This window comes from Alkalibacillus haloalkaliphilus, from assembly GCF_007991275.1.
Taxonomy (GTDB): Bacteria; Bacillota; Bacilli; order Bacillales; family Alkalibacillaceae; genus Alkalibacillus; species Alkalibacillus haloalkaliphilus.
Window position 1 is genome coordinate 55,537 of record NZ_BJYA01000018.1, and the last position, 19,808, is coordinate 75,344.

Annotated in this window: 13 protein-coding genes; 2 read left to right on the forward strand and 11 right to left on the reverse strand. The window is 32.3% G+C overall.

What is annotated here, in order from left to right; all coding sequences use genetic code 11:
- Positions 1–38: 38 nt before the first annotated feature.
- The 11 genes from AHA02nite_RS12510 to AHA02nite_RS12560 form a co-directional block, all read right to left on the reverse strand.
- Positions 39–3,245, reverse strand: a complete 3,207-nt coding sequence (locus AHA02nite_RS12510) for a DEAD/DEAH box helicase (RefSeq protein ID WP_146817803.1) — start codon at positions 3,243–3,245, stop codon at positions 39–41.
- Between the two features lie 53 nt (positions 3,246–3,298).
- Positions 3,299–4,009 carry a hypothetical protein gene (locus AHA02nite_RS12515; RefSeq protein WP_146817805.1) on the reverse strand — a complete coding sequence of 237 codons (711 nt, stop codon included), beginning with the start codon at positions 4,007–4,009 and terminating at the stop codon, positions 3,299–3,301.
- Between the two features lie 18 nt (positions 4,010–4,027).
- A complete protein-coding gene (gene pglZ, locus AHA02nite_RS12520) occupies positions 4,028–5,977 on the reverse strand; it encodes a BREX-3 system phosphatase PglZ (protein WP_146817808.1) in 1,950 nt (649 codons plus the stop codon).
- Between the two features lie 20 nt (positions 5,978–5,997).
- The gene (locus AHA02nite_RS12525) at positions 5,998–8,766 is read right to left on the reverse strand and encodes a DNA methyltransferase (protein ID WP_146817810.1); all 2,769 of its coding nucleotides are present in this window, start codon (positions 8,764–8,766) and stop codon (positions 5,998–6,000) included.
- A gap of 18 nt (positions 8,767–8,784) precedes the next feature.
- The gene (locus AHA02nite_RS12530; protein ID WP_146817812.1) at positions 8,785–12,468 is read right to left on the reverse strand and encodes a DUF6079 family protein; all 3,684 of its coding nucleotides are present in this window, start codon (positions 12,466–12,468) and stop codon (positions 8,785–8,787) included.
- A 16-nt stretch (positions 12,469–12,484) separates the two neighbouring features.
- A complete protein-coding gene (gene brxF, locus AHA02nite_RS12535) occupies positions 12,485–12,943 on the reverse strand; it encodes a BREX-3 system P-loop-containing protein BrxF (protein ID WP_170236103.1) in 459 nt (152 codons plus the stop codon).
- 23 nt (positions 12,944–12,966) lie between these two features.
- Positions 12,967–13,218, reverse strand: coding sequence for a TIGR04540 family protein (locus AHA02nite_RS12540; RefSeq protein ID WP_146817816.1), 252 nt, complete (start codon positions 13,216–13,218; stop codon positions 12,967–12,969).
- 618 nt (positions 13,219–13,836) lie between these two features.
- On the reverse strand, positions 13,837–14,895 hold the full coding sequence (locus tag AHA02nite_RS12545; RefSeq protein WP_146817818.1) for a replication-relaxation family protein: 1,059 nt from the start codon (positions 14,893–14,895) through the stop codon (positions 13,837–13,839).
- Between the two features lie 300 nt (positions 14,896–15,195).
- Positions 15,196–15,588 (reverse strand): hypothetical protein, encoded by a 393-nt coding sequence (locus AHA02nite_RS12550; protein WP_146817821.1) that lies wholly within the window; start codon positions 15,586–15,588, stop codon positions 15,196–15,198.
- Positions 15,589–15,827: 239 nt separating this feature from the next.
- Positions 15,828–17,321, reverse strand: a complete 1,494-nt coding sequence (locus AHA02nite_RS12555) for a DUF3987 domain-containing protein (RefSeq protein WP_170236104.1) — start codon at positions 17,319–17,321, stop codon at positions 15,828–15,830.
- Between the two features lie 104 nt (positions 17,322–17,425).
- Positions 17,426–17,746: a DUF771 domain-containing protein gene (locus AHA02nite_RS12560; RefSeq protein ID WP_146817826.1), complete on the reverse strand. Its 321-nt coding sequence runs from the start codon at positions 17,744–17,746 to the stop codon at positions 17,426–17,428.
- Positions 17,747–17,922: 176 nt separating this feature from the next.
- On the opposite strand from AHA02nite_RS12560, the gene AHA02nite_RS12565 reads away from it, so the two are divergent.
- Positions 17,923–18,486 (forward strand): helix-turn-helix domain-containing protein, encoded by a 564-nt coding sequence (locus tag AHA02nite_RS12565; protein ID WP_281284103.1) that lies wholly within the window; start codon positions 17,923–17,925, stop codon positions 18,484–18,486.
- A 17-nt stretch (positions 18,487–18,503) separates the two neighbouring features.
- Complete coding sequence (locus AHA02nite_RS12570; RefSeq protein WP_146817831.1) at positions 18,504–19,631, forward strand: tyrosine-type recombinase/integrase; 1,128 nt, start codon at positions 18,504–18,506, stop codon at positions 19,629–19,631.
- Positions 19,632–19,808: the final 177 nt, after the last annotated feature.

Below are 19,808 nucleotides of genomic sequence, written 5' to 3' on the forward strand. Positions count from 1 at the left end.
TAAAAAAACATCTCCAGGTATTTCAGTAGTATCATTCTTTAAATATTTATAATTTCTTCAGTAATTTTCCTCTCTTCAACTACTTCACTATCCTGAACTACATAAATAAATACATTTTCTAAAATATCTTTTAAATCTTCTAAGTAACCTTCATCTGGGAAGTAATCTGCTGACTCAGTTAAAATAATAAATCTTGATTCACCGTTGATTTTTTCACTATAAAAATCTACTAATGACAATGGGTTATAAGTCTTTATATCACGCCTGTCGTTTTGTTTTTCATAGTTTTCAATAATATCTTTATAGTCCGTTGATATTAACCTGCCTATACTTCCATTTGGTGTTACTTCCAATTGAATAAGCTGTTTCGGCGGAGTCAGTCCGATGTTCGTTTGCCTTTCTATCAAACTCATCCGTTCTTCCTTTTTGTGCTCAATGTCAATTAACTTTGCATTCATTTGGTTAATTAAAGCGCTATTTTTATTATCAATGTTATCTTGTTGATATTCTTCTAACTTTTTAAACGTATCTTCATATTGAGCTCTATAAGTCTTTTCTAAAAATGATTTCATTTTATTTAACTGATTTTCTCGTTTCTCCTTGATTTCATCCCTAATTTTTATCGATTTCCTTAATACTTCATTTTTCAGTGCACTCATGTTTTCATTTAGTTGTACACCTTCACCAGTTAATTTACTTTGATAAAGCCAATAAGGATCAATGTGAATAATTTCCCCATTTTCTCGTTTAGCTAAAAAGATATACTCCTTTTTAAGTAATTCGCCTGTTCCATCCTGGATTTCGATCAAATAAAATTCTATAGATAATGGCTCGGAAATTGGATACGATACCATATACCTACCTAGAGCATATTGGTCGAGTTCATTTTCAGTTAAAATAAGTGCTAACTTTAACAATAGTGAATCGACATCAACTATGATTGTATTATTATTTTCATACTCATGATAACCTGTATAACGGATTGTTTCAGATATGTCTAAAGGTATATTTTGTTTTGCTACTAAGTCACGGATCGATTTTGGTAAACGCTCTATCCGTTTTACATAACCCTCATTAGATTCATACACTCTTATATTTTTATCCTTAAATATGCGTGTTATAAAATCACTATACTCTCTTGCTGGCAATTGGTTGATAGCAATATCATTTTGTTCTTTTCTTAGTTCAGGTAAATTAATAGTATCTTCATCTAACTTTTCTTCTTTTAGTTGTTTTAGTAAATCTTGGTGTTCTTCTGATAGCGATTTTTCCATATTTTCAATGATTTCATTTAGTTTCTCGCGGTTAATAATAGCCTCTTGCATTAAGTTAGCTAAACTATCATAGCGATCTTCTAAGACATCCCCTATAAAGTCATAAACAGAATCCGTCCCTAAATCTGATCTCATACGTTCCATTTTTTCGATTAAGCGAACCATAACATTACCTTCTCTAGTATTTCCTGCTACTAGATTAAATGCAAAAACTTCATTCTTTTGTCCTATTCGATGAATACGCCCCATTCTCTGTTCTAATCTATTTGGATTCCATGGTATATCATAATTGATCATTTGATTACAAAATTGTAAATTTATCGATTCACCACCGGCATCTGTTGCTAGCATTATTTGGGCTTCATTCTTAAACAATTCAACTTGTTTTCTTCTTTCTTCCATTGGGAAATCACCAACAATTTTAGCTACAGATGGTACTCTGTTTAATAATTGTTTTTCAAGGTATTTAAGTGTATCTTTTGATTCAGTGAAGATTAATATTTTTTCATTTTTATTTAGTAATCCATTAACACCAAATAAAGTTTCTTCAAGTTCTTTATATTTTCGTTCTACGAAATTATTTCTAACATAAGTTGATTGATTGATTAATTTTTCAAGTTCTCTAATTTCAACTTTTAATTCTTCAGGATCTATATCGTCGATGGAGTATAGTAATTTTTTCTCAATATCTTCAATTATTTCAGATGATTCCTCATCATAGTCATCGAGTTCTACCTGTTTCAATTTAGCGAGATACTTTTTTCTTTCTTTTAAGGTTACATCCAACAACTTTTCTAGACGTTTCTTTCTCCGCTTCAATGAAAGGTGTATTGCTTCAATAGAAGAGCTTAAACGACGTTGTAATAACATCATCGCAAAAGCCGTACTATTACTTCCATTATTGACTGCCCTATTGAAATGTTCTCGTACATATTCTGTCACTAAATCATATAGCTTCAATTCTTCATCGGATAATTGATAGTTAATAGTTTTTGTTGTTCTTTTCGGGAATATTGGTGTCCCATCAAAATTCGTCATGCTCTCTTTTAATCGACGAATAATAAATGGATTGCTTTTTTCTTTTAAGCTTTCATTAGCTGAAATGGATGAAAAAATATCATTGTCTAATAGCCTCATTAAATGACGGAAATTTTCCATGTCACCTTTATGAGGTGTTGCTGTCAGCAAAACAGTATGTTCAGTTTTATTTAATAACGATTCTCCCAATTGATATAAACGTGTTCGCTTGGTTCTTTTTTTATGTACACCATAAGTATATGCAGCCATCTTATGAGCTTCATCAACGATCACTAAATCAAAATCCGCTTCATTAATTAAACTTTTGATATCATCTCTTGACGCCCAATACATAGAAGCTAAACAGTAATCATTTGCAACGAAAGGATTTTTATTACCATTTCCTTTAAGAGTGTGTCTGTTAATGATAGTATACGATTCGTTAAATTTCACTTCTAGTTCCTCTTGCCATTGTCTTAATACAAGTGGTGGAACTAAGATTAATATTCTATCAATACTCTGTCTTGCTTTTAGTTCCTTAATGAGCATTCCTGACATAATGGTTTTACCTGCACCAGGGTCATCAGCTAACAAGTAGCGTACTTTTGGCGACTGTAACATTCGGCTATATACAGCTTCAATTTGGTGAGGTAATGGTATAACATTATTATTACCTAACGCTCTTGATTGTTTATAATGACACTCATTTAAAATGGTATAGTATTGTAGGAAATGTTGGATGGTTTCTGCCGATAAATTTTGATATTCATTGTTTTGGTTAAGCATTTCCAATGCATCTATTTCTGTCTCCTCTAACATTAATTCATAGTACTTATTGGTATCTCTACCAATCGCTTCAATAACATAAAACTGGTGATCTAGTTGTTCACATTTTTTTACTGTGACAGTTTCCGGAAATTGTGAACCCTTCACTATAGATCCCTCTTCTAACATGTCTTTCACCCCCGTAAGCGATAATAAATGACCCTTATTCATCCGAATAAGGGCTATTTAACTCCTACCATTATCATGTCTAATCCTTGTCTGTTAACTTCAAAACCTTCATCACTTAACTCTGACGAAGAAATAGAATAATCAAATGGGAAAACTAACGAATTGGTGTTTATTTCATCCAGCGTTATTGCTTTGCCTTCCGAAGCACGAATAATAACTTCTGCTAACCACTTTTTCATCTCATTTGATTCTAGTGATACTTTCTCATTTAATTTATATATATGTCTTTTTTCACTAGGTTGAATAATCCCCCAAGATTTTAAACTCATTAATACAGCGCTTGTAGCAACTTCTACTCTTCTTCTGTCACCATAAAAGTTTTTCATAATACGTCCAACCTGGTGAGCCGGGACTTCATCCTGTAATTTAAATAACTTTCCCATTTCTCGAACTAAATCTTTAACGAACGGATAAGCTAGTATAGTCATACCATAATGAAGCGCCAATCGTTCTTGACTACTTAAATCAGGGTATAATTCAAACGCCTTACTTTGTAGGTTTTTATAATCATCACTGACTAAATACCAAATCTTCATCAGCATTGTAGCAGCGTTCTTTCTTGACTTAACACCTTTAATGTCATCAATAAGGAATTCATCAAGTTTCTCGTACATACCTTTTCTTTCCGTTCTTCTAGCTTCGCTTAAAGTAAAATTTAATTGATGTAATAAAATCTTCTGGTCGAACCCTACTGATTTTGACATGTTCATCCCTCATTATCATTATAGTTTAACTTCAACAAACGGAACGATTACTTCACTCAAACTAATAGACCCATGACTAACTGCATGCTGTCCTTTAGGTATAAAAGCTTTATTATCATTTGCTAATAGTACATGCATATTTTCGGGTATAGCGATTTTAGGCCAATTGGTTAGTGAATATTCTTTCATCCTTTCATCTCTTGTTACTTGGTCATTATAGATTCTTACTCTCTCACCTTTAGAATGAACTAATACACCATCAGATAATCTACCAATACCAACACATTCAGTATTTCCATGGTCTGAAGTAAGGAAAACCGAATACCCAGCTTTGCTTAATCTTGTAATTAATTCTAGCAAATAATTGTCTTTAAGCCAGATATCTATTTCTGCATTCATGCCTTTGTGTCCCTGAATAGCTCCGTGTGTTAATTCATCAATCGTATCAACTACTAATCCAGCTACGTTTATATTCTTTTTATTAAGCGCTTCAATTTGTGTATCTTTAAACGAACCTTGTCCTAGAGATCTTTGATAGGATACTTTCTGCCTAGAAATACCACTATTTTCCCAGAATGTTTTCCAGAGTTTTTCTTCCTTATTTGTAGTATGAATACTATCTGAGAACATCATAGGCAATTTACCTGAAAAAATAGCTTGTCTAGATATAGATGTTAACGTAGGTACCCATGCAAAAGTTCCACTTTCTTGAACCTTGATATTATTGTTAGATAGATATTGTTTGATTTGACTCCATTGCATAAAGTTCATCCCATCAAGTACAACTAAAGCTACTTTGTCCCTCTTTAAACTTTCTAAATAATGAGGAATTTTATCAACCATCACAGGTGTTGGATAGTAAGGGATATTATACAATGTCCCATAATTCTCAAACATCCATATCTCAAACTGTTCATTTACCCGGTTTGATAAATCATTGTACTTCGACCTTATTTCTTCATCACTAGATTGCATCTGATAAAACAGATAACCGCATTCACCATATAAGGAAGCAATTTCTATCCAGCTTTTATAAGATAAACCATGTTCTAATTTCTCTGAAATGATATCATTCAATTTATATAATCTTTCTTTTAAATCATCATTTGTATCAGTAACAATGCCAGGATGAGTCCAAGATGGCAATTTTTCTTTATGATATCCTTTTATAGGTTGCAATTTATTCTCATAAAAAAGATCATTCATCAGTCTTCTAACATCCGGGTGAGAAAATGAATGTTCAGTATGATAATAGGATTGAGAATTGACTGGGTCATTTACCTGTTCACTTTCATTTACTAACTGAGATACATATTCATCCCATTCATTTTGAAGATATGAATAAAAGTAACTTCTTGATCTTACCATTTCCTCTACAGGGAACGGTTTAAGCATAACATTTTGTTTTAAAGTCTCTATTATATATGTTTCTAACTCTTCTGGTAGATGAACCTTTTGATAATGGTGTGAAAGTAAAAATTTCATTAGGTCTGATGTTGTCTCTATTAGTTCTGGGTAAATTCTATAAACCTTATTTAATAAAAATCTAATTGTTTCAATTTTAGACGAAGAGCCTTGATACTGCTTATAAACAGTATACAAGACATCTAAGTCTGTAGTACTTAATTGTTTTATAGTTGGATAAGACATTTGAGGAAAAATGTTTGATAAAGATAATTTATGTTGGATTCCCATATTCAATAAATCATATGGCAGTTCATTATAGTCTGTTGAATCAGTTCTAATGACTAACGTTAATAGTTTATTAACAACAGCACTTCGATATTTTGATTCGAAAATATACCTAAAATTTATATTATCCTTAATATCAACCATCTCAATTTTTCTATCTTTCAGTTCTTTTAGAACTAACTCGTCATACAACAAGCCATCTGGATCAGAAACCAAATATAAAGTAGGAACCTGATTACTAAATACCTCTATAACTTCATCTCTCCAACTAACCATATATAACACCAAACTTTCTATTATAAGCCTAACCTGATTTGAGCATTATCAAAATACATCAACAGTTTGTCATCTTCTTGTATAACTTTTTCAGGTAAACGTTCACCCACATCTACAATTTTTTGATAATCCTTGTCGCTCCAAGCTTTCTTAAATCCTGCACGTATAGCCTCTGTGCGGAATTGTTTTAATTTCTTACGACTGTTACTAACTTCTTCAACATAAGCTTCAAATTCACGTAATAGAGATTTCTCACGTAATTTTTCAAGGTCTGCTTGTTTATTAGGATTAGGTACATACCAACGGTTCATGGCTTTGTTTTTCATTTCAGTATTGTTATTATCCGTACCACGTAGATCCTTATAATTTTGCTTAAGGTAACTCGCTACTTGATCCGGAACAGCACTGCCTCCATCGTATTGCAAGAAATTCTGTTCTAATAACTGATCTAGTTCAGGAAGCAATTCATGTTTATCAATATGTTGTATTTCTTTCATAAAACTAGGGTGTAAATCTTGTCTAGTTTGAGGCTTTTGCATTAATTGTTGACGAATCCATTCAATCGCACTGTTTTCATCTGAAACAAATAAACTAGTTTGTGTGAATTCTTTTACTAAAATTCTTTTCTTATCATATTCAGCAACTTGATTTTCTAGAAAAGCCATACCATCTCTCATCGGAAAGTGTTGAGAAATCCCTTCTTGGAATTCAGCAGATGACAAAGGTACTTGAAATCCATTTTGAACATGATAAGCTACCATTCTATCAAAAAGGACTCTTGGCGTACGCTCGATTATTATATCTGCGTCTCCTTTTTTACCAATGAATACTGGTAATTTTTCTAAGTGTTGTTTAACAAATGCCCAAGCAGACTTTTGTGTTTTATGGTAACTACTCATATTGGAAATCATTTCCTTATTTGGCTTATAAGCAGAAATAATTAAATCTTGTTTAACAGCTGTTGTAGAAGTAACGGCTTTAAAACTACCTTGTTTTTTATCTAGTGTCGACACATTTGCAATAATAAATCCAGACCTTTGAATCGCTTCTTGTATAGCGTTCCATACACTAGATTGAGAGTTACTAAATTCAACTGTCATCCATTTACCTGGTTTTAATACTTTATAATAATTTTTAAAACAAGTTTCCATTAATTTTTGATATTCTGGTAACCTTTTTCTTTGTACCTTATTAATTATAGCTTCATTTGTATTGTCTGATAAAACTTTTAACCACGCTTCCCATAATAAGTTCAGTTCTGAATACATTAAATTAGAACCAAATGGAGGATCAGTGAAAACATAATCTATAGATTCTTCTTCTATTTCTAGATTTGTTAAAGACTGAGTGGTTATAGCTGCACTTTGCTCTTGGTTTAGGATTTTTAATATATCATTTAATTTTCTATTTAACTGTTTAAATGGATTGTTTTCTTGAGGCGTTGAACATACATATAAAGTCCCCGAAGTTGCCCCGCCTTTGCCATTAGCTCTCCATCTATATAAATAAGACAAGTTAGTTAAAGATGATGTTAATAAAAATAATGCTGTGTCTCTAAAAGGTAAGTTTTTAATTTTCTTATAAAATTGACCTAAAATAATATTATTTCTTCTAGTAAAAAAATGGTGAACATGAGTGAAACCGTGACTTTTTATAGGTTGTGAAGTGTTTATACCATTAGGTAACTTGTAAAAGGGCAAATTACAATTAACTTCTAAATCATTAATTTTTTTTAATTTATATAAATCTGTTTTATCCGGTGTCTTACTTAAATTAACGCCATTAAAAGTATAATTTATTTGAACAGGTGTCATTTTAGCTTTTTCAACAGTTTTCCCTAAGTCAATATCATAAACTGTTTCATATTTTCTTTCTAGTTTTTTCTTATTTAATTCAGACGCGCAATTAGTACAAATAAATGTGGAATTCATATTGTTTTTTTCAATATCAATAGCAATATCCCAATAAATAAGTTCTTGTGTACAATTGGGACAAGTAAAAACATCACTCCATATTATATTGTTCACTTCAGCCTCTTTATCATTATGAAATGTTGTAAACATCCATCCAAATTCATTTTTTAATTCTGTTAAAATTTGATAAATTTCCTTTTCAAATGTATCTTTGTCCAACTCATTATTAAAATTTTTGGATATAAAAGTAGCGATGGGAGATAAATCGTTTAATATGGAATATCTCCTACCTTTTTTAGATACTAACTTATTCATATCATCATAAATCTCATCGCCAATTACATTATATCCTAACGCCTTTAATTCTTCTTCATCATCACATAGAGTGCTAGCTATCCCTGTCATACCAGTTCCCGCAAAACCATCAAATATTATATCTCCAGGCTGTGTATAATGTAATAAGTATCTTATAATCGCCCTATGAGGTACCTTCGTATGGTAACTATGTGCCATATATATAGGATGACTTTTCCCTTCACTTATATCAGCCGTAAATGGCGGTTTTTTTTTCATTTGGAGAGTACTGTCTAATTCGCTCTTTTCAGTAACCCATTTTTTTATAAAATCGTTAATCCAAGGGTTAGGACACGCAGTATAATAAGGTGGATCGGATAAGGCAAGGATATCTTCATCCTCACCTACCGGGAAACCTTCAATATTCTTTAACTCAGGTAGTTTTTTTCTTAATTCTTCAGTAAAATACTCCCTTCTTTCTTGATCATTTTTAAAAGTCATTCCTAGTACGGTTACATGGTTATTTTTTTGCTCATCCTTATGTTTGTTAAACATTGATAATTGTTCATTATCATTAGACATAATTAGTACCTCCATTATTTATTGTTTCAACATAACTCTTACTCGTTCGGATGGGGAATTTCCAACTTGTTCTCTTAACATTGCTTCAAAACGGTTCCTGACTTCAACAACTGTTAATGGTGAACCATTAGCAAATGCTTCCTTGAGTTCATCTATTGATACTTCAACTTTCTCAATACCTTGGAATAACTCTTTGATAGTCTGAATTAGTTTAACATCAATTGGTAATGATAAGTTAGCTTGATTAAGAAATGCATTCACAACCTGCTTTTCATCGTTATTTAATAGTTCAATACTTCTACTGACTTCACTGTCTTTTAAATTCGTAAGTAACGATTCTGTCCAATTTTCTAAAATGTCATCTAACTCTTCATCGAATGTCTCTAAACCATCTACTTTTTGCGTATTTTCATCCTTAGGTCTAAAACGACAATGTGGACAAACTGTGTTCTGCTGTAAATCTTCTCTTGTTAAACTCCAACATGGCTTTAATGAATTTAATCTTTCTTGCCAATCCTGTAATACTTGAGATGGTAATATATCAATATTCGATAAATCTTTTAACGCTTGATGCCTCTTGTCATTTAGCAATTTACTTTTTTCATTATCTTCAGTAGCGTTAATACGGAATTGATTATGCAATTCCATATACAATTCAATATACTTTTGCTTTAATTCTTGAATGGTCTGGTACTCTTTTTGTGTCTTTCCACTTTCCTTTAGAGCATGGATTAGATCTTCAATTGTATTTTCTAATTTTTCATGCCAATCATAACCTTGCGGTAACTGATGTTGAGCAGTTTGAAGATAAGTTATTTCCTGTCCATATTCAGTAGTTTTCTCTCTTAGAGCTTTAAGTTCATTTAGAAGTTTTAATGATTTTTCATATCCTTCAATATCTTCAACAGAATATTTTAGGTTCTGTAGTTTTGCTTTTGTATTATAAGCTTGAAGTTTTTCTAAGAAATCTTTTAATGTTTCTAATTGCTCTCTATAATTTTGAATCTCAGTATCAGATAAGACATTTCCTTCCCATATAGGGAAGCCGCCTTTTAGATCATTCAGCATTTTTGCAACATCTTCTACTAATTTTCGTGACTCACTTACCATCTGTGCAATTCCCATTTGAAGTGCTTGTTCACGAGTTAAAGCTTCGTCAATGTCTAATAGGTTAAAGATTGCTCGAATAGCTGGCATTGGTAAGCCACTAGGTTTTTTAATGTGACTGAAATTAGTAAAACCTTTTAGTGGAACTTTAACTAACTCATCAAAATTCATAGCATCATAACTTTTACCATCAATTGTAATGACGATATCTCCGTTCTTAACTAAAGCAGCTAGAATAACTGAAAACAACTCAGGTTCCATGTTGAATTCGATTGTTTGCTTTATATCCTCTGTACCTTGGCTCGTATACACATCTTCTATGAACTCAGAATGGTTTATAACTTGACCTTGTGCTTTATGGTCTAGTTTATCTATTACCCATTTCGCATAACCGGATTGTCGAGGGTTAATCTTATCTTTTTCATCCAATAACACGAGCCCATTTAAAATAGCATAACCTTGTCTTGTATTAGCACCATTCAAATTTTTTAGAGCATCTTGTACATAAGTGGATAAACTTTCCTTAGTCATTGGGCTTTGCAATTTACCAAACGAAGGGTAATCAGGATACTTTGAATCAAAATGCTGACTTAGACATTCCGAAGCAACTGAATCAATCACTTCGCGTACACTTGCCCCAACTGGAATAAACATACCATATTCTGCTACTCGATCAGTTTTACCTTTATAAGTTATCTCAAAAGCTGTGGTCAAATTCTCCCTTAGCCAAGTACCAAGTTCCTTTAGATAAGTACCCGCTTTAGATTCATAAAGTTTCTTTGTGCTACTTGCTGCAGTTGTAGCCATCTCCTTTGCCCCAGAATAAAGTTTTAAAGCACGCATGAACGTTTCATCTTTATCGACAAGTTTAAAGAATACTTCATCTGATTTTTGCTCATCTTTAAATTTTGGTGGAGCAAAAGGCTGTAATAGGTAAATATAAAAATCCCTCGGTGGTTGTGCTGTTGAGCGCTCATTTGGTGCTCCAAAAAACATATATCCTTGTCTTGTTACTTTACGAACAGGCCAAGCTAATTCATGTAACCATATTCTATAGTTAGTTACGTATGTTGAATCAGCGACCTGAGTGGCTAATTTTAATGCTTCAAAATAATAACGATCTAACTGGTCATCAACCAATCCTTCAGCTTTTTGTTCAATTAAATCATCGACGGCTACATCTTTCTTTATATCTAAGAAGTATTGCCCATTTGATTCGTTTGCAGAAATATACTGATAACTAACAGTTTTTTGAATTTCTTTCAAAACAGATTCTACAGTTGTCTTTAGGAAATCAGCCGCATCGTCATCATCTAACAAATCAATGTGTAAGAATAAATTATCTCTTAACTCTTCTGGTGTAAGACCTAACTGAGCATAGATGTCATCAGTTGTTAACCTAAACACCGCTAGTGCACGGACAATTCTTCTGGCCATCGGTTTATAGATAGGTTTCGTAAAAGCATTTTCTACTTTATCTTGTAAGATTTTCGTCTTAGTCATAACTTCTTTTATGTCTGGATCGCTCTTCAATGATGAATTCGACTCAATATATGGCCAGTAACTATCAAATGCAATCAAACCAGGTTGATCTTCTGGCACTTCTTCATCCATAATTTTTCTAATTTCATGACTTAATGTTTTTAGTATCTCTCGTTTTTCTGCTACAGTTACTTTTTCAAAGGTTGATAAGTATGAAGGGTGTATAGGAAATAAATTAACATACTGATCGAGCTCTTCACCTAAGCGATCATATAGGTTGGTAAATTTTTGTAGGTGCTCACGAATTAAGGCCTTTTGCTTATCATCCTTTCTCAGTAGACGTTGTGATACAACAAAAGAAATATCTTCTCGTACAATACTAATTTGTTCAAACCTTTCTCTTACACGACGAAGTTGTTCAGCCACAAATTGGAATTTTGGGTTATCAAATAGCATTTCCTGTACGCCCGCTATAAAACGGAATTTAGTTTTACTACATATTTCACCTAGTTCTCTTAAAAACCCTAAGTCAAGATATAATTCTTGCTCTTTTCTTCCCCTTAAGTAATCTAATAGTTCGTCAACAACTAAAAGTAAACCTTGGTCTGGATAAACCTCATGAAATGCAGCCATCATCTCTATTAGAGCATCTTTATTGTTTATAATTTCGTCTGCTTCCGGAAAAGTATAATCTACCCCTATTTCTTCTAAACCATCTTCGATAGCACCACAAATAATATCTCTAAAGGAAGTTTGAACGCTTCCGATCTCTGTTCTGATAACTTTAAACTTACCTTCAATTTCTTTTGACTTTTGAGCTACTTTTTCATTTTGAATTCTTTCACTAGCACCATCTAATTCAGCAATAGTTGAGATCACACTCATTAAGTGAGACTTACCTGTCCCGTAATTACCCACTATTAACATACCCTTATTATCTGCAGGACGGTTAAATTGTAACTGTTCCACTACTAATTCTTCTAAAGTTTCAGCCATACGCTCTGAAATGACATATGTATCTAGCAAATTAAAAGCACTTTCTTTTTCATCGGCATCTGTTAACTGTACAACAGATTCTATCGGTTCAAAATGTAGTAAATCATTGTATTTCATGAATAATTTCCTCCTCTTAATTATCGTTTATAATAATTCCTTCTGGATTGTCATACGTAAAATATTCATTGTGACCAGGTTCACCATATATGAGTTTGTGATGTTGACTACTACCTTTCCAACCTACAATCAATGTAACATTCCTACTGACATCTTCTAATAAGATACCGGGATTTTGTTGTAAGTTTTGGTCAAATAATATTTCAATATGATCTAAAACCAATGTTCTTGCTTCGTGATCCTTAACAATTTGTTTCACAAGTTGATTCACTTTTCTAGGCCTTTTAATTAGTGGAACATCCATTAATTCTTTGCTTAGTTCAAGGTTTAGATTTATGTAAGGTACATTTAATTTTTGTGAAACAACCCGTAAATCTTTCTTCAACGAAGGTTGAACAATATAGATTAATTGATGTCTTTTGAGCTTAATACTTTCAGTCTCTTTTTCAACCATTTCAATTAACTCTTCTCTCACAGCATTCACTCCCTCAATACATCTTAAATAGAGTAATGCTCACTTGATTGCAGTACATTGGTAACAACCTCTAATCTTCTCTTACCACACTGTTGACGAATAACCGTTGTGTACCTGCCATCTTTTATGAGCTTCTTTTCATTATTGACATGTAATTTCTTAATCATAACGACCATTTCATGTTCGCTAATAGAATCTTCCCAATATTTATCGATTACTTGATTAATAGAATCTGCTAAATCTCGTTGTGTTCTCTGAAACAGTTTAACTTCCACGTTGAAGTCACCTACTCTTACTTTTTTTATACTTAATTTTTATTTTATAGATAGTACTGAAGTAAAACAATAGAAAAGGAAAAAATAGTATATAAATTCTATAGGCCTTCTGTCGGATACCTCTCACTATGAGGTGATACCAGAATACCAATAGGTAAACTGATTTTTTAACAAAGAGTTTTACCAAAGGTCTATCCTAAAAGTATCTGTAATTTGTTTTATCGCACCCTTACTAATGTGCTGAGTCGTAAGATTGATCCTTTACCACAGGGGATGTCATTCGAGTTCATACATGCCTTAAATATTTTGGAGGGATACTTAAAGAAATTGGTTATGATGAAGATGCATTAACCGTTGTCAGTGTAAACGGTGAAGATATTATTTTGACTGAGGAAACCAAACCTATTATAAAGCGAGCTCCAACTTGATGTTTCTCGTAGGATTGACGCAGAGAATGAAGGGAGAGTGAAGTAAGTGTACCTCACTCCCTTATTCTCTAATACTCGACAAATTTACTCTTACTTAAGTGTAGTTTTAACAGCATGGTTTACCATTAACGATGATATGGTTCGCCTTCACACAAATAACACCATCAAATTATACCTTTACATTTATTTTTCAAACCTGTATTACGTTAGGTTTGTTTTCACCAATAATGTTGCTGTAATCTTCAATTGATATTTGTTGCTTTTCTGTTATTTGTTGTGCTTTGTTACCAATCATATAAATTGACTGCTCCATCATATAAGTAATAAAGAGTGGCCGTTTCTCCCAGCGATATTCTGATTCAACATAGGCATTTACTTTATGCGAAAGAGACAGATCACTAAAGCTCATATCTACAAGATATTTTTCTTGACCGTTGTGGCGTATCAAATAAGGAAATGACTGACTGGTTGACCCATTTTCTTGTCGTTTCGTGGTTAATACATCAAAGTTAAACTTCTCTCCTAATGTTTTAACCCATTCTTCCTCATTCGGAAAGGCGCTCATTATCTGAACTCCCACTTTATATGGAATTAATTTAACTTTATATGCAGTGTGTAACTGAGTTCTTACACCTGAATCAATAAATTTATTATATGACTGTTCCCCTTTTACAAAAATCATGTAATTAGATATATTATTAGAATTGGCAACAATTTCACTTTGAATTCGACCAATAGTACGAATATCTGAATTCTGTTCTAGTATATATATACCGTAATTTTCTTCATTTGGTGTAACTAACTCTCCTAGAATATTATCCCTACGATCAAGTTCATATTTAGACTTTACAGCTCGACTATCTAGAGCCTGCCAACCTGCTTCTTCTAAATGTAAAAGTACTTCATTTGCAGATAGAATGTATTTTAACTGGTTATTCCTAAGATAAGGTTCTTTCACTTCAGTTAAGTATTCTTTACCATAGGCATAAAGTAGGTCAATACCTTTATCCGTTATCTTATAGTATGAATAACCCCTCTTTCCAACTCGACTCCCTTTAAGAGTATCAGACTTAACATATCCCTTCTTTCGTAATTCACTCAGTATGTTGTTTACATGATATCCTTTTCCATCAAAGTGCTTTCGATGAATTTGTTCTTTCGTTAAAGCTCGAAATCTAGTTAAATCATCCATTATTTCTATGCGTTTATCATCTAACTTTTCGTAATAATCAGGTACTAGGTCAAACAATACTTAACCCTCCATTACAAGTTTTGATTATCAAAATGACTGTTCAGAGGTAGTTTTCGCACAAGGGGTTTCGCTACAACCTACCTCTTCACTTCTTAGTAAAATCCCCTTATATTCATATCCTGTTTATAGTACTTGAAATGTTGTCACACCAACGGTTTAAACATCTTTAAATTCCTTAAAATTGTCTATTAAAGTATCCTTAAAATTCTTTCTCATGCGACCATAACTTTTAAGGTATGTGTTAAGGAGTAAGTTAATTGCTTAGTGAAACATAGATTACTAGCTTTAATTGGCTTATTATTCATTCACTTGTTCAATTCTAAAATTAATTACTTCAAATATTAAATTGCGTTCCATAACATCTTCATGTAGCTCATTTAATATACGTTTTTTCCATTCATGGTAAGTTAAATTCTCTTGACTCTCTTCTTCAATCGTGTTGAGTGACAAACCATCCATCCTCGAAATCATACGAGCATTGTTAAACCCGTCAATATAAATCATCTTATCTTGTTTTAGGCTGTATACTAACTTCCCCATTTTACAATCTAAAAAGAACGCTATTGCTTGTTGTTTTGCATCGTCTTCATCTGTTGCTAAAAGTGATCGAATAGGAAGTTCAACTGTGAAAATATTACCTACAAGAAATGTCGCAATGAAAGAGTATTCTTTTATAGATGTTTCATTCATATAATTACCTCTTCCATTTAGTTACTTGTTTAATTGTATACACTTTAATGTCTAGAAGTTGCCGTCATACCAATGATTTGATTAAAAAATGTTTACAAACAGTCAAACTCATACCACTTATGTTCAAAACTAAGGTTTGTAAACATTTAGAATTCTAAAAGACGTTAAACCATTGATACAACAGCAATCCAGACAGGTCAATAGTGTTTACACTTCTGTTTAAAAGTGTTATAATTTAATTATCTAAAGTATTGCTTGTTGTCTTTGATGTAGCCTAGTGCTTCATTCAAAGACATTTTTTTTAGTTTAGGATTTAGAAAGACAGTAATTGAACTACCTTTCCTTACAAACTTTATAAGATTATGTTCCTCAAGAAGCTCATACATTATCAGCCGTTCATTACTATTAAACTTCTTAATGTGATTATTAATCTTTGCTCCTGGAATTTCCCCTCTGCTTCCAAGTGATTCATTCAGTTCTAATAGTCGTCTAAAGAAAAAGGAAAGACCACTCTCACCTGATTCCTTATTACACTGAATCATATCGTTCACATTTTTAAAGTGTCCATAGTAATAATGAAATAATACTTCCATCTTATTAATGTCGTCACATGATAAAACTACTTGTTTCCCACTATCCAAATTCTCTCTCTCTGAGGCCTTTAATAAGCAAACTACTCTAATAAGGTTTGAAGTAGCTTTTGAAAGCCATTCCTCTGTCAATTTACTTACATCCTTGTAAGATTCAGTCGTTACCTTCATGTAAAAATTTTCAAATGCGTCTGTTGCAGATTCTTCAACACCAATAAATTTATTTCTGTCACTCGGATTTAAACGAAAAAGTTTTTCTATATTCTCGTTATATGTTTCTACAACACGTTGTTCAATTGTGCTTAATTGAAAATCCTTAAGTGGATATTTATCAGGGTATACAACGAGAAACCTCTGTAACAAACCTCTGTGTGCAGTTTTATTAAACCTAAACACTTCTGTTGGTTGGGTTAGCAAATTTAAAGTGATCAATGGGTTATGAACTATAATGTCACTTCTTGTTAATCTTGATTTTGAATAATATGACCCCGACCATGCTTTCAAAAAGAAATCTAGGCTTCCACCACTTTTTGTATATCTCCCAAAAAAGTGATCAACTAATTCAGATGCCTCTGGTGTTGCAATAGTTAAAGTCTCTCCGTTATATTGCATCATCTCAATTGTTTTTTCATTGGTAATATCACCAGAGATTAAAAATTTCTCTTCATTCAATTTTCTCTCTAACTTCTTAACCTCGTCCAATAGTTCAGTTGCCTGTTCCTTCGCATCATCTTTACTGCTTTTGATTAACTTTTCGTACTGGCTTATTTTTAACTCCATATCAACTTTAAGTTTGTTTTCTTGTTCATCATTATAATTCAACTTATAGATTTGCTGTTTATATAGTGGGTCAAAAGCGTATTGATGAACTGCATCCTTCTTAGTTCCTGGAGGCGCTAGTGATAAAGTATACAAATTTAAATCCAATTTCCAATTAGATTTTGGGTAATAAAACGTGTACTTTCTTGTCAGACAAGTTGCTAATGCTCCAAGAACAACAGATGATACAATATCAGTCTTCACATTAAGGCTGTCAGATATCTCAGTGACAAAAGACTGAATCCAATCAGGTAATACTTCAACTGGAAACTCCGGCAATTTATTAACCTGAACAGGAATTGGTTCTTCCCAGTTTGTTCGCATCCGCATTCCTCCTAATTCAATATAAGTTTTCTAATGACTTACATAGAGACCACTTCTGACGTGGGAAAAATAGTGAGTAAGTCAAATAAGTCGTAGTTTTGGCACTAATTATTAAAAATTTGATGAAAGTATTCATCTAAAAAGTCAGCCATTTTCTGAGCATGAAAGACCCATTTCTCCCCTTTCACTTTTGGGTAGTATACAAACCCTCCGTTCTCCACATCCAAAATCCCCTTAAATTCAGAAGGGTAAAGAATGTTCTCTTTGATCCACTCACTTTTTTTGTTGGTTCTTGCTTCCAAGTCTTTCATTGACCAATAGACACCAGACAATTCCTTCCCCTTCAATTCCTCAAAGTCTGCTCTGGATAGCAAAACTTTATCTTCGGGAATTGGAACTTGTACTTCAATCGCAAACCTTTGCATAAAAATACCTCCCTCCACAAAAGAATACTAAAGTGAACAAAAAGTACACCAAAATGTACGTTTTGTTATAATCATAATACGTTCATTTTGGTCCTTTGTCAACACAAAAAGTATACAATGTTGTACTTTTTGGTTATAATGATAATATAAAGGAACTAATAAAGAACTTTAAAGAGGTGGTTATTATTCATAAGATATTTTCAAAGTTAAGACTAATATTAGCTGAACAAGGAATGTCAATGGCTAAACTAAAATCAAAAACTGACATTTCACGCACCACAATAAGCAAGTTATACCATAATAAATCTAACGGGATTCAGTTCGATACTTTAGAAGAATTATGTAAGCTATTAAATTGTAGACCAGAAGACATTTTGTCTTATGAAGAAATCCAAATTGATTATAAAGTAATAGATATTTGGACAGATTGTGAAGATATTTTGAATGATGGTAATGGCCGAATTACTAATGATGTAGCAAGGTGGATAATTGAGGCAGAGATTTTGTACGAAGGGGAAAAAAACATTCTGGAGTTAATAGTCGAAGTAGGTTTTGATTATAGGAATCCAGATCATATTGATATTGAAATTCCAGATTTTTATGATGAAACTTATGAAAAATTAAACGAATTAAAATATCCTTATTACATTCAAGAATATATAAAAGAATATTTAAAACCTTATTTATACTATGAAATAGAACAAATTGTGGATTACCGTGTTAATTTTTTAAACTTGTAGGTTCAGGAGATGTTAGAATGGCGAGTTATCAACAAAGGAAAAATGGAAAGTGGCAATACACCATTTCCCGAATGATTGATGGCAAACCCTCCCCTTTAAGAAAAGGAGGGTTCAGAACTAAAAAAGAAGCTAAATTAGCTGCTGAAGAAATAGAACATAAAATGAGACGTGGAAAAACACCTCAATTTAATAGTATATCCATAAGTAACTACTTTGAAGAATGGATTAATACTTACAAAAAAGATAAAGTATCTAATGCTACATTTCTTAGATATATAAATAATTTGAACGGGGTACGGAATCACTTTAAAAATACACCTTTAAGAGAAATAAATAAAAGAGACTACCAGAAGTTCATTGACTGGTACGGTGAAGGAAGAAGCTTTGAAACAGTCAACAAGTTAAACAAACACGTACGATCATGTGTTAAGGATGCAATAGATGAAGGTCTAATCGATATTGATTTCACTAGAAAAGTTCATATTCACTTTACGAAGGAAGCAAAAAAATCATCAGAGAAGCATTTAAGCTTCTCTGAGACACAGCTACTCACTCGGGAAATTGTTAAAGATATCAATCAATGCTTAAGCCAATCAAAAAAGCCTAATTTAGGCTCACTCATGATATTAATCGGAATTACAACGGGAATGAGATATGGTGAGATTGCTGCACTCAGACACTCTGACTTAAACCTAAGAGAAGGGTATATATATGTTGAAAGGGCATGGAAGGAAAAAGAGAAGGATTTTGGCGAGACAAAAGGTAAAATGACTAGAACAATTAAAATTGATCAAAACACAACTGAAATATTAAAAGCCTATTTAAAAATGAACAATTCAGCCAATGATTCTAAACTCTTATTTGAATCTAATAAACCGAATGAATTTCTTTATACAAATGCTTCTGCAAATAAAAGACTCAGGCATTTTTTATCTAAACTAGACTTACAAATCATTACTTTTCATGCCCTAAGACATACCCACGCAAGCCTCTTATTATATAAAAGAAGATCAATAATCTATGTATCCGAACGCCTTGGACATAGAAGTACAATTACAACAAGCGATACATATTCACACGTCATAAAGGAACTTAGAGAAATTGATAACAAAGAAACTCTCGAAGTAATAAATTCACTATATTAAGTGTTCACATTTTGGTGAACAGTTCAACTATTAGTAAATCCTCAATTTGCAAATTCTATAATCAATACTTCAAATCCATGAGCAAAAAACAATCTATTTTATAAAATAAAAAAAGCAGATTCCTTGTCGGAAAATGCTAAATGTTATTAAACCACCCCCCTTATAGTCTAGTAAGGT

Bases quoted from the DNA above. Each gene is read 5' to 3' on its own strand.
- AHA02nite_RS12510 (WP_146817803.1), bottom strand. From the start codon at position 3,245: ATGTTAGAAGAGGGATCTATAGTGAAGGGTTCACAATTTCCGGAAACT.
- AHA02nite_RS12515 (WP_146817805.1), bottom strand. From the start codon at position 4,009: ATGTCAAAATCAGTAGGGTTCGACCAGAAGATTTTATTACATCAATTA.
- pglZ (WP_146817808.1), bottom strand. From the start codon at position 5,977: ATGGTTAGTTGGAGAGATGAAGTTATAGAGGTATTTAGTAATCAGGTT.
- AHA02nite_RS12525 (WP_146817810.1), bottom strand. From the start codon at position 8,766: ATGTCTAATGATAATGAACAATTATCAATGTTTAACAAACATAAGGAT.
- AHA02nite_RS12530 (WP_146817812.1), bottom strand. From the start codon at position 12,468: ATGAAATACAATGATTTACTACATTTTGAACCGATAGAATCTGTTGTA.
- AHA02nite_RS12550 (WP_146817821.1), bottom strand. From the start codon at position 15,588: ATGAATGAAACATCTATAAAAGAATACTCTTTCATTGCGACATTTCTT.
- AHA02nite_RS12555 (WP_170236104.1), bottom strand. From the start codon at position 17,321: ATGCGAACAAACTGGGAAGAACCAATTCCTGTTCAGGTTAATAAATTG.
- AHA02nite_RS12560 (WP_146817826.1), bottom strand. From the start codon at position 17,746: ATGCAAAGGTTTGCGATTGAAGTACAAGTTCCAATTCCCGAAGATAAA.
- AHA02nite_RS12570 (WP_146817831.1), top strand. From the start codon at position 18,504: ATGGCGAGTTATCAACAAAGGAAAAATGGAAAGTGGCAATACACCATT.